Source organism: Pleurocapsa sp. PCC 7327 (genome assembly GCF_000317025.1).
Lineage (GTDB): Bacteria > Cyanobacteriota > Cyanobacteriia > Cyanobacteriales > Microcystaceae > Hydrococcus.
Window position 1 is genome coordinate 4,448,006 of the sequence record NC_019689.1, and the last position, 15,184, is coordinate 4,463,189.

At 47.5% G+C, this 15,184-nt stretch carries 13 protein-coding genes; 8 read left to right on the forward strand and 5 right to left on the reverse strand.

Annotated elements, in window-relative coordinates:
* Nucleotides 1-174: 174 nt before the first annotated feature.
* Complete coding sequence (gene tsf / locus PLE7327_RS20030; protein WP_015145594.1) at nucleotides 175-936, reverse strand: translation elongation factor Ts; 762 nt, start codon at nucleotides 934-936, stop codon at nucleotides 175-177.
* A 96-nt stretch (nucleotides 937-1,032) separates the two neighbouring features.
* On the reverse strand, nucleotides 1,033-1,854 hold the full coding sequence (gene rpsB / locus PLE7327_RS20035) for a 30S ribosomal protein S2 (RefSeq protein WP_015145595.1): 822 nt from the start codon (nucleotides 1,852-1,854) through the stop codon (nucleotides 1,033-1,035).
* A gap of 510 nt (nucleotides 1,855-2,364) precedes the next feature.
* On the opposite strand from rpsB, the gene fbp reads away from it, so the two are divergent.
* From fbp to PLE7327_RS20065, 6 genes are all read left to right on the forward strand, one after another.
* On the forward strand, nucleotides 2,365-3,432 hold the full coding sequence (gene fbp, locus PLE7327_RS20040) for a class 1 fructose-bisphosphatase (RefSeq protein WP_015145597.1): 1,068 nt from the start codon (nucleotides 2,365-2,367) through the stop codon (nucleotides 3,430-3,432).
* A 42-nt stretch (nucleotides 3,433-3,474) separates the two neighbouring features.
* Nucleotides 3,475-4,632 carry a transaldolase gene (gene tal / locus PLE7327_RS20045; RefSeq protein WP_015145598.1) on the forward strand — a complete coding sequence of 386 codons (1,158 nt, stop codon included), beginning with the start codon at nucleotides 3,475-3,477 and terminating at the stop codon, nucleotides 4,630-4,632.
* Nucleotides 4,633-4,650: 18 nt separating this feature from the next.
* Nucleotides 4,651-5,550: a hypothetical protein gene (locus PLE7327_RS20050; RefSeq protein WP_217523215.1), complete on the forward strand. Its 900-nt coding sequence runs from the start codon at nucleotides 4,651-4,653 to the stop codon at nucleotides 5,548-5,550.
* Nucleotides 5,551-7,080: a glucose-6-phosphate dehydrogenase gene (gene zwf / locus PLE7327_RS20055; protein WP_015145600.1), complete on the forward strand. Its 1,530-nt coding sequence runs from the start codon at nucleotides 5,551-5,553 to the stop codon at nucleotides 7,078-7,080.
* Between the two features lie 31 nt (nucleotides 7,081-7,111).
* Nucleotides 7,112-8,479 carry a glucose-6-phosphate dehydrogenase assembly protein OpcA gene (gene opcA / locus PLE7327_RS20060; RefSeq protein WP_015145601.1) on the forward strand — a complete coding sequence of 456 codons (1,368 nt, stop codon included), beginning with the start codon at nucleotides 7,112-7,114 and terminating at the stop codon, nucleotides 8,477-8,479.
* Between the two features lie 549 nt (nucleotides 8,480-9,028).
* Entirely contained in the window at nucleotides 9,029-10,408 is a 1,380-nt protein-coding gene (locus PLE7327_RS20065; RefSeq protein ID WP_015145602.1) for a cytochrome P450, read from the forward strand.
* Between the two features lie 489 nt (nucleotides 10,409-10,897).
* Here the strand turns inward: PLE7327_RS20065 and PLE7327_RS20070 are convergent, their stop codons facing one another.
* The 3 genes from PLE7327_RS20070 to PLE7327_RS20080 all read right to left on the reverse strand — a co-directional run bounded on the left by PLE7327_RS20070 (nucleotide 10,898) and on the right by PLE7327_RS20080 (nucleotide 13,009).
* Complete coding sequence (locus PLE7327_RS20070) at nucleotides 10,898-11,674, reverse strand: hypothetical protein (protein ID WP_015145603.1); 777 nt, start codon at nucleotides 11,672-11,674, stop codon at nucleotides 10,898-10,900.
* Nucleotides 11,675-11,864: 190 nt separating this feature from the next.
* Nucleotides 11,865-12,326 (reverse strand): salt stress protein, Slr1339 family, encoded by a 462-nt coding sequence (locus tag PLE7327_RS20075; RefSeq protein ID WP_015145604.1) that lies wholly within the window; start codon nucleotides 12,324-12,326, stop codon nucleotides 11,865-11,867.
* A 77-nt stretch (nucleotides 12,327-12,403) separates the two neighbouring features.
* On the reverse strand, nucleotides 12,404-13,009 hold the full coding sequence (locus PLE7327_RS20080; RefSeq protein ID WP_015145605.1) for a VWA domain-containing protein: 606 nt from the start codon (nucleotides 13,007-13,009) through the stop codon (nucleotides 12,404-12,406).
* Nucleotides 13,010-13,191: 182 nt separating this feature from the next.
* On the opposite strand from PLE7327_RS20080, the gene PLE7327_RS25010 reads away from it, so the two are divergent.
* Both PLE7327_RS25010 and PLE7327_RS22900 read left to right on the forward strand, forming a co-directional pair.
* Complete coding sequence (locus tag PLE7327_RS25010; protein WP_186005342.1) at nucleotides 13,192-13,335, forward strand: hypothetical protein; 144 nt, start codon at nucleotides 13,192-13,194, stop codon at nucleotides 13,333-13,335.
* Between the two features lie 179 nt (nucleotides 13,336-13,514).
* A complete protein-coding gene (locus PLE7327_RS22900) occupies nucleotides 13,515-15,176 on the forward strand; it encodes a PsbP-related protein (RefSeq protein WP_015145606.1) in 1,662 nt (553 codons plus the stop codon).
* The last annotated feature ends 8 nt before the right edge of the window (nucleotides 15,177-15,184 follow it).

Below are 15,184 nucleotides of genomic sequence, written 5' to 3' on the forward strand. Positions count from 1 at the left end.
TTGTCAATTCAATAGGAATCCGAGCGAGATACCCCCTTGTGCACTTCTTCAGGGATTCTTTAAATATAATCATTAATCGTAAAAAGGCAAAAGTTGAGAAACAAGTTTCCTTCCTTTTGCCTTTTTTAGGAGAGACCCGATTCATCGCGTCTCTACAATTTTTTTGGGAGCGTCTTATTTTTTCTTTTTGCCTCCTTTGGACTTTTTGTCTTTTTCGACGGTTGTAGCCTTGGTATCGGGTTTAGCTTCCGGCTTGGTTTTTTCTTCAACTGCTTTCGTCTTTTGACCGGTTTGAGCGGCGACTTCTTGAGCGAAGTCGGTTTGTTGTTTCTCGATGCCTTCTCCTAGAACGAAACGAGCAAAACGTCGTACTTGAATGTTTTCGCCTAGTTCGGCAATGCTTTGTTTGACCAACTCTTCAACGGAGATGTTCTGATCCCGAATGTAGGGCTGGTCGAGCAAAGACAGCTCTTTTAGGCGCTTTTCAATCCGACCCTGGACTATCTTCTCCTTAATATTATCGGGTTTGTTAGCCAGGTCTTCTCGTCCCATTTCGATTTCTTTCTCTTTTTGGACGACTTCTGGCGGGATATCCGCAACCTTCACGTATTCAACGTTGGGGCAGGCAGCAATTTGCATGGCAATATTGTTAACCAATTCTTTGAACTTTTCCCCACGGGCTACGAAGTCGGTTTCGCAGTTAACTTCTACTAGAACGCCAATCCGACCTCCCGTGTGAATATAGCTACCGACTAATCCCTCAGCGGCAGTTCGACCCGCTTTTTTCTCTGCCGAGGCAACACCTTTTTTGCGCAGCCATTCGGCAGCAGCCACTATATCGCCGTTAGTTTCTTGCAGCGCTTTTTTGCAGTCCATCATGCCAGCGCCAGTTTTTTCACGTAGCTCTTTGACCAGTTGTGCCGAGATTTCCGCCATTTTACTCGTGTTCCTACACTACATGTTGATAGTTCGGAGTTCGGAGCTTTTAATTTAAGTAAAATCGATTCCGAACGCCTAATTCCTAACTCTTAGTTAATTATCTTCGTCTTCGTCCTCGTTAGCATACTCTGCTGCTAAGTCCGAGTAATCCTCTTCGTCTTCGCCTTCTTCTTCGTAATCGGTTTCCTCAATGCTTTCTTCAAACTCTTCGTAATCCTCGTCGGTGTCGAGCTGTCCGTGACGACCTTCATAGATGGCATCCGCCAATTTTCCGATCACGAGTTTAATCGAGCGAATCGCATCGTCATTGGCAGGAATGGGAACGTCAACGACATCGGGATCGCAGTTAGTGTCTAACAGCGATACGATGGGAATTCCCAATTTTTGGCATTCTCGGATAGCATTGTATTCCCGTCGCAGGTCTACAATGACCGCAATATCGGGAAGCTTGCGCATAGTTTTGAGACCGCTGAGGTATTTCTGTAGTTTGGCGAGTTCTCGGCGCAGAACGGAGGCTTCTTTTTTGGGTCGTTTGGCAATACTACCATTTTCTTCGAGCGCCTCCAGTTCTTTCAATCGCTCGAGCCGCGATTTAATCGTTTCCCAATTGGTAAGCATTCCGCCCAACCAGCGCTGGTTGACATAGTTAGCGCCGCATCGAGAGGCTTCTTGCGCGATAATTCCGGCAGCTTGACGCTTGGTGCCGATGAATAAAAACCGCTTCCCCGCCTCGGCTGACTTACGCACGTAATCGTAAGCTTCTTCCATTAATTGGGCGGTCTGCACTAAGTCAATAATATGGACTCCGTTGCGAGCCGTATAAATATATTGAGACATTTTCGGGTTCCAACGACGGGTTTGGTGCCCGAAGTGAACTCCCGATTCTAGCAATTCAGCAAGCGATACAACTGGCATAGGTAAATTTTTTCTCCGATTCGGGTTGATCCTCCATCCAGGAATGTTGTTTTTTGTCCTTTGTCCTTTGTTTCTTGCCAATGACTAATGACCAATAACAAACCCGAAAGCCTGGATGTGCGATATTAGACAACTTTTCTAAAGTAGCATAAAAACAAGATTTTGAATTAATTGGATGGCTGCGATAGAATAAACAAGTTTTTCAAATTTTGATGAGGCGGTTTTTCTCAATAATCCAAAATAGTATCGCTCTTGAATCGGTGGGCGACCCTAGCGATCGCGCCGACCGCTTTTTTAAAGCGCTAGAATTAAAACAATTAATGCATCAGAGCTTGATTCAACGCGATTTCTCTGAAGCAACCTTGAAGCTTGTCTAAAGTTCCCAGGCTCGCAAAAAAACTTTTCCTATCATAGGAAAAGCGACGAAAAATCCTTCTCAGAGGCTTTAGTAAGGTCGGTGTTACTGCTCTTAGAGAGATCGTTGCTACACCTTAGGGAAAAGTAAAAACCATGTATAACTCCGAACAGCTCATCATTCCAGAGCACAGCTTGGATCGGGACTGCACGACCCTCTCTCGCCACGTTCTCCAACAATTTCAGAGTTTCTCCCCAGAAGCTCAAGATCTCAGCGCGATTATGAGCCGCATTGCCCTGGCTGCCAAACTGATCTCCCGTCGCCTCAGTCGCGCTGGATTAATGGCAGGCGTACTGGGCTTTACGGGCGAAGTTAACGTCCAAGGGGAATCGGTCAAAAAGATGGATGTCTATGCCAACGAGGTATTTATCTCCGTCTTCAAGCAAAGCGGTTTGGTCTGTCGCTTGGCATCGGAAGAAATGGAAAAACCCTATTATATCCCAGAAAACTGCCCCATCGGACGCTACAGCCTACTTTACGACCCCATCGATGGCTCCTCTAATGTCGATATCAATTTGAACATCGGTTCTATCTTCTCGATTCGCCAACAACAAGGAGAAGATTTAGACGGACAAGCGAGCGATTTATTGCAAGACGGTCGCCAACAAATTGCCGCCGGCTACATTCTCTACGGTCCAGCTACCGTACTGGTTTATTCTCTCGGTCACGGGGTTCATTCCTTTATCCTCGATCCGAGCTTGGGAGAATTTATTCTCTCCCAAGAGAATATCAAAATCCCAGAACACGGACCCGTGTATAGCACCAATGAGGGCAATTTTTGGCAGTGGGAAGAACCTTTTCGGGAATACACGCGCTATGTGCATCGCCATGAAGGATACACGGCACGCTATAGCGGCGCGCTAGTGGGAGATATTCACCGAATTTTGATGCAAGGCGGCGTATTTCTCTATCCGGGAACGGTTAAAAAACCAGAAGGAAAATTGCGCTTGCTCTACGAAACCGCCCCCCTCGCTTTTTTAATCGACCAAGCGGGAGGACGAGCGAGCGATGGAACGCGAAACCTTCTCGATATCGTGCCCGATAAACTGCACATGCGGACTCCTTTGATTATTGGCAGTACCGAGGATGTTAAGTTGGTCGAGTCATTTATCCAGGATTGGAAACGGCGAGGTCAAGAGATCCAAGTTCCGGTGCATTCTTGAGTGAGAAATGAAGGATCGAAAGAAGTGAATTGGAGGGAGCTAATGATGACGACAGCAACGAATCCCATTTTTGAGATCGAGAAGAAATACGGTCAAAGTATTTGGTTGGATAATTTAAGCCGCGACCTCATCGAATCGGGCGAATTGAAGCAATTAATCGAGCATCGGGGAATTGTGGGAATTACCTCCAATCCAGCCATTTTTGAGAAAGCGATCGCGGGCAATAAAATTTACGATGCCGATATCGAAGCAGGGATAAAAGCCGGAAAGTCGGTCGCAGAAATTTATGAGTCTTTAATTTTTACCGATATCCGCAATGCCTGCGATATTTTGAAGCCAGTTTATGAAGAAACTAACGGATTAGACGGTTACGTCAGCATCGAGATCCCGGCGACGATTGCCAGAGATACAGAGGCGACTATCAAAGAAGTCAGACGCTATTTTCAAACCATCGATCGCCCGAATTTAATGGTCAAAATCCCGGGCACGCCGGAAGGCTTGCCAGCGGTCGAACGAGCGATTAGCGAGGGCATTAATGTCAACGTCACCCTGCTCTTTTCTGTCGATAGTTATGTCGAAACCGCTTGGGCATACATAAGAGGACTAGAAAAGCGGGCGGCTGAAGGCAAGGATATTAGTAAAATTGCTTCGGTGGCCAGTTTCTTCCTCAGTCGCATCGATACCAACATCGACAACCGCATCGATGCCAAACTAAAAGCCGGCGTAGACAGCATCGAGCAAGAGGCAAAATTGCGAGCCATCAAAGGTAAAGTGGCGATCGCCAATGCCAAAATTGCTTACCAGAAGTATAAGGAAATCTATAGCAGCGATCGCTGGCAAGCCTTGGCAGAAAAAGGAGCAAAAGTGCAGCGCTTGCTTTGGGCTTCTACCAGCACCAAAAATCCCGAATACAGCGACGTGATGTATGTTGACGAACTCATCGGCGCTAACACGGTTAATACGCTACCGCCGCAAACTCTCGAAGCTTGTGCCGACCATTGCCATCCCGGCGATCGCATCGAAAGCGATGTCGAAGGCGCGTATCGACTGATGGAAAGTCTCAAAGATCCCGATATCGACATCGATATTAAAGAAGTGATGGATGAATTGCTCGAAGACGGAATCGATAAATTCGTCAAACCTTTCGAGTCCTTAATGTCTTCTTTAGAGACTAAAGTCAAGCAGTTAGCTACTGTTTAGTCAGTGGTGAGAAGGGGATTGGAAAATTTCCTTTCCCCGGCGATCGCTCCTCTACTTCTGGAAACTCCCATGTCAAGTGCTTATTCCTTACTCAAGCTCGATCGAGCTTTCCGCGTTTGCGAAGCGTCTTCAGACGAAACCAAGTACCATCTGGAAATTGCACCGCTAAACGATACAGAAAAAATGCGATTGCAGGAAATCGAAGCGATCGTCGCTCAAGGACTTCAGACGTTTTACGAAGTCGGTCAGGCGCTGATTGAGATTCGAGACAGAAAACTCTACCGCGAAACCCACAAAACCTTTGAAGCGTATTGCAAGGAAAAGTGGAGTCTGACGAGACCATCAGCGTATCGATTACTTAAAGCAGCAGAGGTTATCAAAAATTTGTCTCCCATGGGAGACAAATTTCCTACCAACGAACGTCAAGTTCGTCCCCCTACTAAACTTCCCCCAGCACAGCAGTTAGAAATTTGGCAAAAGGCAGTGGAAGAATCGCCCAATGGCACTCCAACTGCGAAGATAGTCGAACGTTTGGTAAAAGAACAAGAAAACTCCACCCCAAAGAAAAAAACTCTCTCGGAAGTAGAGCAATTACGTCAGGAAAACGAGCATTTAAAAGAAGAATTCAAAAGACAGGCTCAAGAGAGAGAACGACGCGCTGCATTAGTAGCCGCAGAATTAGAGCAATTACGAGAAGAAAATCGACAGCTCAAAGCCGAACTCAGACAACGAGATTTGGATTGGGAAGTACGACTGGCAGTAGAAAAAGAGAAAATTCGGGCTGAAGTTGAAGCTCAGATGGAGGCTAAATATCGAGGAATCATTGACTTGCTGACAGCAAAACTTGCCGAGATGACCGCCAAAAAATACGAAGCCGTTCTAGCAAGACTCGAAGCAATAGAAGGAGCAAAAGAGTAGATGGTAACGTTCCTAGAAAATCCCCTGCGAGTCGGACTGCGCCAAGAAAGAACTCCAGAACCTCTCATTCTAGTCATCTTTGGAGCTTCTGGGGATCTAACGCAGCGCAAACTCATTCCCGCTTTATATCAACTCAAACGAGAACGCAGGCTTCCGGCAGAAATGACGGTTGTTGGCGTTGCTCGCCGAGATTGGAGCGATGATTATTTCCGCGAACAGATGCGCCAGGGAATCGAAGAATTCTCCAATGGCATCGGCAACGAAGCCTTATGGCAAGACTTTGCCGAGGGATTGTATTACTGCTCCGGCAATATGGACGATCCAGAAAGCTATCAAAAGCTGAAAGCCCTGTTGGAAGAACTCGACGGACGGCGAGGAACGAGGGGCAACCGCGTCTTTTATTTGTCCGTCTCGCCCAACTTCTTTGCCCCGGCGATCAAACAACTCGGCGCAGCAGGAATGCTTCGAGATCCGCTCAAAACTCGCCTCGTCATTGAAAAGCCGTTTGGGAAAGATTTGAGTTCGGCACAGACGCTAAACCGAGTCGTGCAAAAAGTCTGCAAAGAAGAGCAAGTCTATCGCATCGACCACTACCTCGGCAAAGAAACCGTTCAAAATCTCCTAGTCTTTCGATTTGCCAACGCCATTTTTGAGCCGCTGTGGAATCGACAGTTTGTCGATCACGTACAAATTACGGTAGCAGAAACCGTCGGCGTAGAAGACAGGGCGGGTTACTACGACACCGCCGGCGCGTTGAGAGACATGGTGCAAAACCACTTACTCCAACTCTTTAGCCTTACAGCGATGGAACCGCCCAACGCCCTCAATGCCGACAGCATTCGCAACGAAAAAGTCAAAGTCCTGCAAACTACCCATCTAGCCGATATTCATAACCTAGAGCGATCGGCAGTTCGCGGTCAGTACAAAGCAGGCTGGATGAAGGGCAAACCCGTTCGCGGCTATCGAGAAGAACCCGGCGTAAATCCTAACTCGACAACCCCAACCTTTGTGGCTCTCAAACTAATCATCGACAATTGGCGCTGGCAAGGCGTTCCTTTCTATCTGCGCACGGGCAAACGCATGCCCAAAAAAGTGAGCGAAATTGCCATTCAGTTCCGGGACGTTCCCTTGCTCATCTTCCAGTCCGTGGCGCATCAAACCAACCCCAACGTATTAAGCCTGCGCATTCAGCCCAACGAGGGGATTTCGCTGCGCTTTGAAGCGAAAATGCCCGGTTCCGAACTGCGGACGCGAACGGTAGAGATGGACTTCGATTATGGGTCGTCCTTTGGTATGGCAGGAGCGGATGCTTACCATCGACTGTTGCTAGACGCGATGTTGGGCGATCAAACGCTCTTTACTCGCGCCGACGAAGTAGAAGAAGCTTGGCGAGTCGTTACGCCCGCTTTAGCCGCTTGGGATGCACCCGCCGACCCCGCAACCATTCCTCAATACGAAGCAGGAACCTGGGAACCCCCAGAAGCCGAATTGTTAATCAACCGAGACGGTCGGCGTTGGAGAAGACTCTAATGAAGGACAGAAGACAGAGGACTAAAGACAAATGACTACCACAGAAATCTCCCCTTTAGTTTCCTTGCAAGCTCCCAAAGATGTCTCAATCGATGAAATTGAGGCAGAACTGCGAGAAATCTGGAAACTCTATGGCGAAAACGAAGAAGGAATAGCCGCAACGCGGGCAGCTACATTTAGCTTGTTGATATACGAACCCACGCCAACGCAGCAGATGTTAGCCTCTTTGGGGTACTACACTGGACCGATTGACGGGATTGCCGGACCGCGAACGACTGCTGCAATCAAGTCCGCTCAAAAAGCTTATGGCTTGGAAGCAACGGGCAAGTCAGACGAAATATTTCTCAAGAAATTACAAGAGGAATATCAACAAGCCAAAGCTGAAGGCAAACTTGACGATGCCACCCAGAGAATGGAAAAGCAGTATTCTCCCGATTTGGAAGGAGCGGGCATTGCCGACGCGATCGCGGCTTCTAACCCCTGTCGCATCATTACCCTGTGCCCCACTACCGAGGAAGACAAAGGGGTAACGGCTCAGGTTTCCGCCTATTGTCCGATTCAAAAACGAACTCATAACAAGCTAATCTGTTGCGAGTACATCATGTTGCGGGGAACTGCCGATGCCTTAGAGCGAATTGGCGGCATCGTGTCCGAACTGACGATTAACGGACTGCCCAAATTCCTCTGGTGGAAAGCCAGTCCCGAACTCGAATACGGTCTATTCAAGCGACTGTCTTCTCTGTGCGACACGATTATCGTCGATTCGAGTACCTTTAAAGAACCAGAAGCCAACTTGTTGCGGATTGGGGAACTCCTCGCCAAAGGCGTTCCCATGGCTGACTTGAACTGGGGACGGCTTGCCGCTTGGCAGGAATTGACGGCTGAAGCCTTCGATCCGCCAGAACGCCGCCAGGCGCTCTCAGAAATCGATCGCGTGACCATCGATTACGAGAAGGGCAACCCCTCCCAGGCGCTCATGTTCTTAGGCTGGATTGCCAGTCGCTTGAAGTGGCGACCCGTTTCTTACCGAAAAGAAGGCGGCGATTATGACATCCGGCTGATTAGCTTGATCTCCGAAGATTGCCGCTCTATTGAAGCCGAGTTAGCTGGCATTCCTTTAGCCGATTCGGGAGAGGTACCGGGCGACCTGATTAGCTTGCGCCTGAGTTCTACCAACCTAGAAGCAGATTGCTGCACCGTCCTGTGTTCGGAAACGACCGGATGTATGCGCATGGAAGCAGGCGGCGGCGCTCAAGCTTGTCGCATTCAGCAAGTTACGCCCCTATCCGACCAAAAGACGGAGACTCTCTTGAGTCGGCAATTTCAACGCTGGGGTCGCGACATGCTCTACGAAGAAAGTATGAGCGTTACTACTCAAATTATTAACTTAGCCAATTAGAAAGAGATCTGGGACGACACAACGGCGTCGGCGGCTGCCACCGACGCCCCGTCCTCAACCTCGCTTCGCGATCGAAGGCAGAAGGCTTTTAGGCAGAATTCTAACTTCTCAGTTATGTCGAGAAAATTTTTTAGGGTTTATATCCAAAGATAGTTTTGTACCGTTACCACCGATCGAAAATAGGTACAAGGAAAAGTTGGAAATCGGAAGCGCATACAAAACTTTATGCCGGAACAGAAAAAAATTCTTCTCAATTCCGTAATTTCACCGAAAGAGATTGTAGATAGTTCTTAGAGCATTGGGATTAATTGTATTAGCGTGGGGTTAGCCATCGAGTAAAGATGGCTACTTTTTTTGGGAACTAGAAGCCAAGTTTCCTGCGTGGCTCGCTAACAATGCATCTAGAGACCGTCAAATTCGCTCGGACGACTACAATAGCAGGTAAGGTAGTGCGGATAAAATGAGCGCCGAGGAAACGATCGCGGCAAACTGTTTCATGAACTCTTCTGTGGGAAAGCCAGTCTAAACGGCAGACAGAGATGTAGAGCCATGCTAAAAACCAAGTCTCAGCAAACGGAGCCAGAAAATTTGACGACCTTACCGCCTCGTCCGAAAACGCCTCAACTGCTGCGGATGCTCAATCTGATTTTTCGTCCCATAGACTACATGGACGATTATGGAAAACGCTATGGCGATTTCTTGACTGTCGGCAGCGAAAAAAATCCCTTCGTCTACGTCAGCAACCCCCAGGCAATCCAAGAGATTTTTACAGGCGATCCCTATCGATTCGATACGGGGATGAGGGGAGGATTTATTTACTTATTGCTAGGGGCAAACTCCCTATTATCCCTCGATGGCGCGAGACACCAACGGGAGCGAAAGCTTTTAATGCCGCCTTTTCACGGCGATCGCTTGCGGGCATACGGTCATCTCATCTGCGAGATTGCCCGACAAGTAACAGAACCTTGGCAAGTAGGCAAATCCTTTCAAGTCCGCTCCTACATGCAAGAAATTACCTTGAGAGTTATTTTACAAGCCGTGTTTGGCTTGCAGCAAGGGGAGCGCTGCGATCGCTTGCGGCAACTTATCGGTTCGATGCTCGATTCCATCAGTTCTCCCCTCAGTTCTACCACGATGTTTTTTCCGGCGCTGCGAAAAGATTGGGGAAACTGGAGTCCGTGGAGTCGCTTTTTGCGCCAACAGGAACGAGTCGATCGCCTTTTGTTCGATGAGATTCGGGAACGTCGAGAACGGGGGCATTTAGACGGCGAAGATATTCTCACCTTACTGATGTCGGCTCGCGATGAAGAAGGAAAGCCAATGACAGACCAAGAGTTGCGCGATGAATTGATGACGCTCTTGTTTGCCGGACACGAGACGACCGCATCGGCACTATCCTGGGCGTTGTATTGGATTCATTATCTCCCAGAGGTGCAAGAAAAGCTGCGCTCCGAGCTAGCCAGTCTCCCAGAAGGAGCTGCTCCCGGCGAGATCGTTCGACTTCCTTATCTTACCGCCGTCTGCCAAGAAACCCTGCGAATTTATCCCATTGCTTTAGCTGCCTTCCCTCGCCTCTTAAAAGCTCCGCTAGAACTCATGGGCTATCAGTTTGAAGCGGGTACGGTGCTGGCTCCCTGTATCTATCTAACCCACCATCGCGAAGATTTATACCCAGAACCCAAGCGTTTCCAGCCAGAGCGCTTTTTGGAGCGACAATATTCTCCCTTTGAATATTTTCCCTTTGGCGGCGGCAATCGTCGCTGCATCGGCATGGCATTGGCAATGATGGAGATGAAATTGGTACTGGCGACCATTCTATCTTGCTATCAACTGGCACTGACTAGCAATTGTCCGGTGAAGCCAGTTCGTCGCGGTTTAACCGTCGCCGCGCCCAGTAGGTTGCGAATGCTGGTCAAACGGAAAGATTAACTTCTTCCGCGCGGGAAGTCCCCTAATTTATCGGTGGGATGAGAGCGCGGGCAGCACTTATAATTCTTGTTGAAATCTTCATATTGCTTGCCATGTAAGTGATATAAGCTAGAAATAGCTCAGAAATCAAACCGAGCCAAAAGGAATATACGGGCGAACCGGCCGTCAGGTCGTAGACACTCTACGCTGACGGCACTCAATGTGGCGACGCAGGTTCGCCCCCGCACCTCGTCTGCGAACATAACCGGAGTACTGATGGGATCTGGGTCAACACATAAAGAGTACTGCGGGACTCGCAGGAATCGAAAACGCCTATGCAGTTGAGGACGCGGATGCGCCACCTGCGGGCGCATCATTTGAGTGTCCGTCGGTCTGTCGAGGAGTAAGTCATGGGGCTGCTCTAGATAAGAAGCGAAACTCCAGTGATGGAAATAACTAGGAATGCCTAATCGTGAGGTTAGGAAGTTCCCGATTTATCGGGAGAGGATGTCACATTTCTCGATACACCCGTTTGGGAGAGGGTTGGAGGTCGATCGCAATAGCTACGGGACGCTCGCTGCGCTCTTTTGGCAACTGCGCTCCCCATTTCTGAAGGCTTTTCAGTACGGCTTCTCGAACGCCGGGTTCTTGTTCCCTAGAGAGCATCAGACAGAAATATTCGACCAGCTGAGGCCGGTAAACTTGACGCAAACGAGGTTGGTTAGCCAGATGGGAGAGTTGTCGCACGGCTATCAGGCGTTTGAGGGGATCGGCTGCTGTTAGATCTGACAATAGATGCTCGAATTTTCCCTCATCTCGCCGATCGCGATCGCAAATCAAGTGCCAAATTAAAAGGAGAAGCGTCAAGACAGTCCCAACCCCCTGTAAAATCGTCCCCGTTGCCAGCCAGCGGTTCTCAGAGTCTGCCCAAATCGAAGCGGCAATATAGGTACTCAAGGCAGCAAACCCGCCGCTTCCAACCGCAACGGTCAACTTTCCCTGAGATCCTGTAAAAAACTGTCGCCAATGGAACCAGTAGGCTTGCCAGTTCCATCCCTGCATAAAATAGACAAGCAACATCAATCCTACCCCAGCAACCGTTGCCAGTACCAGTTTCCAGTTCCACAACAGCATCGCGGTAACCCCCAAAGCGCCAAGAAACCAACCAATTGCCTTTCGGAATGATTTTTTAGAGAGAAATTTAATCAGTTGTCTCTCGACTCGATTGAATGACGGGTTGCCAATCGCATAGCAAACTTGTTTCCACCAGTGTGATGCTTGTGCCACAGGGAATTCCTATTAAAGTGGACGATCGATAAAATTTTGTTTTTTAATGGCTGTCATTAGCATAGATCGGGAACGATCCGATCGCGATCGCGAAATGCCATTGCCTAACTAATTTTACAGAGGTTTAGCGATTTGGAGGTGCTAGCGATCGCGCAATGCATCAAAAATTTAACTATTTATAACCCAATCGCTAAAAATGGCTTTCTCGTAACGCTTCTAGATAATCTATCGCCGCTTCTAGCTTATTGTCGTAAGCATAGGAAAATTCTTCAAACCACATCCCTTCTTCAGAACGAGGATTGAGTTTTTTTAACCACTCTTGCGCTTGTTGCCTCAATGCCTGTCGTTTTCGCTGCCGCCGTTCTCGGAGTTCTTGCTGTTGGCGTTCTCGTTCCAATCGCTCTTTTTCTCGATATTCAGCTTGAATGTCTTGTAAGACCCTATTATCTGACGAGGACGCAACGGTTGCTGGAGAAGTCGATTGTAGCGGCTGTGGGGAATAGTTTTTAGGAGCTTCCAATTCAGCCTTCACCTCTGCTAGTAAATTATCGATAAGCGGTTGCGATCGCGTTGGTTCCGAAGATGGCGATGCTAGCTGATTTTGTTCGTACTCGGCTTTCAGTTGGGCGAGTAAATTCTCCATTTCGTCCATATCACATACCCTCAGGCTACTATAGCGTAGGGGATTCTATTTACCGATCGCTGATTCCTGACAATTAATATTAGTTATCAGTCAGCGATCGCGTTGAGCAAAACTTCTGTTAAGGTGTAATTTTCCATATCTTGGATAGTTATCGTATCGACGATATCAAATTTTGCCCCGACGGTTTGCATTTCGTCGTCTAGCGCCTTGAGAAAGCGCGTTGCTTCGGCATCATTGCCGATTTGAATGAAAGAAATCGCTAGTTCTTCGTCTTTTTCCATACGCCGCGACGCTTCGATGATGACGCGCATCACTGCCTTGCGATCGTCGGGTTCCCCATCGGTGACGATCAAAATAATTTCTCCATTCGGCTTTGTCTGTCCGGCTGCTTTGCGCTGAAAGTAACCGTTGACGGCATCTTGCAGAACCCCTGCCAAATCCGTGCTGCCGAGGGGTTCGTTTTCGAGAAAAATTTGTCGGACTTTGCTAGAGGTAACGTTGTCGTAGCGCTTAAACCGTCCCGAAAAGGTGTAGACGGTAATGCCATCGGGATCGACTTCTTCGCATTTGCTTGCCAAAGCCAGGGTTGACTCCTGCATCGAACTCCAGCGACTTCTGCCTCCCGGCTGGTCTTTGATTGACATGCTGCCACTTTTGTCAATAATAAGCGTACAATCGCGTTGGTCTAACATTCCCGTCTCCGTAATTAATTTGTACGAGCAAGGTATGTCTTGCTCCCATTAATCGACGATAGCATCGAGCCAGTCTTCCGTCATCGTTAAATTCTCTATATCCTCAACACTCAGCGTATCGACGAGATCGAATTCGGATTTTTCAAGCAGCTAATACTATTTCTAAAAAAAGAACGCTACAGATGCTCAATGAAAAAGCCTTGCACCCAGAGCGACTGACTAATTGCGAACCGATAATTGCGAACCGACGCGGACTCCCACGAAGTGGAGGAGCATCGGCGAATTGGTATGACGCGCTCCTCATTGCCATCGTTTCTGCGGCATAGCCATGAAAAATTTTTGGTGCGATCGATCGCGATATTAGCCGTCCGATTTAGAAAATCCGTAATAAAATTGAATCGGATTCTAGAGAGCCTAAATTTTTGTAAACGGATAGAAGATGGGGATACTGACTAGAAAACGAGATTTCAAGAGCGGCTCTTTGTGTCATTAATCGTAGGTGAGGATGGCTAATAACAATCTCAACGGGAGCAATGACTATCGCTCGACCGAGACAGCGAGGAATCGTAGATTGAATGCTCACCATCTCGATCGAACGATTAATTATTGGCCCCCTGGCAAACAATTAGAAGATGGGAAATATACGATCGTCCAAAAATTGAGCAGTGGCGGTTTTGGGATTACTTATTTAGCGCAGGATAATAGAAGTGGCGATCGCGTGGTTGTCAAAACTCTCAGCATAGAATATATTCCGCCCGATCGCTTCGAGCGATTCCGTAAAGATTTTCTTAACGAAGCCGTTCGGTTGGCAAAATGCTGCCATCATCCTCACATCGTCTGCATCATTGAGTTGATTGAAGAGGAAGGGTGGCCCTGCATTGTCATGGACTACATTCCCGGTCAAGATTTGGAAACGATAGTCAAACAAAAGATCCTATCGCCTGAAGAAGCTTTGCGCTATATCAGACAGATTGGCGCGGCATTAATTACCGTCCACCAACAAGGATTGCTGCATCGAGATATCAAGCCGAAAAATATTATCATTCGAGCCGATAGAGATGAGGCAGTTTTAATTGATTTTGGCATTGCTCGCGAATACAATCCTAACGTAGAAAGATCGCTGACAGCTTTTATGTCGGGAGGTTATACGCCTGTCGAACAAATTTATCCCAACGAAAGCGAAAACAAAGCGGGATTTTATACCGATGTTTATGGACTATCAGCAACTTTATATTATCTCGTGACGGGAATCAATCCTGAAGATGCACAAAGTCGAGTCATTAATTTAGCTAACCATCGCTCCGATATTTTAGTCAATCCTCGGACAATTAATCCAGAAATCAGTGCCGAACTGGATCGGGCAATTTGCCAAGGGATGGAAATCTATCCAGCCAATCGACCTCAAACCATACAAGAATGGCTCGATCTCTTGCCAAATTCTTTTCATGAATTAGAAAGAGAGCAAACTTTAAAAATCGCCGCAACCCACCGTCAAAATAGCCATCCAACTCAATCATTTCTTCGACCGTTAAAACAACGAAAACTTGGCAGAAAATCTAAAAGGCATCTGGTTTGGATTATTGGAGGAGCGTTGAGCGCGATCGCACTCAGTATAGGCACGATCGGGGGTCTGCAAAGAATACTAGAACGACCAACTTCAATTAACTCAAATAGCAATTCGACTGTTGAGTTCGACAATCGAGAAGTAGCCGAGTATTCCCACTATGGAATTAAGTTTAAATATCCAAAAGACTGGGCAATTAAACAATACGAACCCAATGAATTTACTCAGATCGTAGCCGAATTAATTCCCCCTAGCGATCGCGCTTCGACCGAATCGATTCAACCCAAAATTCTTGTCGAACTTAGAGAACTGACTAATTCTTATTCAATCGATGAAGTTATGCAAGGAGCTGCTGAAGAAATTCAAAAATATTTACCCAACTCCAACATTATAGAAAAGCAAAAGATCCAGTTGAGATCGCATCCAGCTTATTTATTAGTTTATACAGGATTGGATGAAAAAAATGCCTTACAAAGAATACAAATTGGAGTTTTAAATAGCGATCGATTATACATTCTGACATATGAAGCAAAAGTCGAGCAATATAAAACCCACGAATCCACCGTACAATCTATCGTCAACTCTTTCGATTTTTCTCAGTGAAGCCTCTT

Bases quoted from the DNA above. Each gene is read 5' to 3' on its own strand.
- tsf (WP_015145594.1), bottom strand. From the start codon at position 936: ATGGCGGAAATCTCGGCACAACTGGTCAAAGAGCTACGTGAAAAAACT.
- rpsB (WP_015145595.1), bottom strand. From the start codon at position 1,854: ATGCCAGTTGTATCGCTTGCTGAATTGCTAGAATCGGGAGTTCACTTC.
- fbp (WP_015145597.1), top strand. From the start codon at position 2,365: ATGTATAACTCCGAACAGCTCATCATTCCAGAGCACAGCTTGGATCGG.
- tal (WP_015145598.1), top strand. From the start codon at position 3,475: ATGATGACGACAGCAACGAATCCCATTTTTGAGATCGAGAAGAAATAC.
- zwf (WP_015145600.1), top strand. From the start codon at position 5,551: ATGGTAACGTTCCTAGAAAATCCCCTGCGAGTCGGACTGCGCCAAGAA.
- opcA (WP_015145601.1), top strand. From the start codon at position 7,112: ATGACTACCACAGAAATCTCCCCTTTAGTTTCCTTGCAAGCTCCCAAA.
- PLE7327_RS20065 (WP_015145602.1), top strand. From the start codon at position 9,029: ATGCTAAAAACCAAGTCTCAGCAAACGGAGCCAGAAAATTTGACGACC.
- PLE7327_RS20075 (WP_015145604.1), bottom strand. From the start codon at position 12,326: ATGGACGAAATGGAGAATTTACTCGCCCAACTGAAAGCCGAGTACGAA.
- PLE7327_RS20080 (WP_015145605.1), bottom strand. From the start codon at position 13,009: ATGTTAGACCAACGCGATTGTACGCTTATTATTGACAAAAGTGGCAGC.
- PLE7327_RS25010 (WP_186005342.1), top strand. From the start codon at position 13,192: ATGCTCAATGAAAAAGCCTTGCACCCAGAGCGACTGACTAATTGCGAA.
- PLE7327_RS22900 (WP_015145606.1), top strand. From the start codon at position 13,515: ATGGCTAATAACAATCTCAACGGGAGCAATGACTATCGCTCGACCGAG.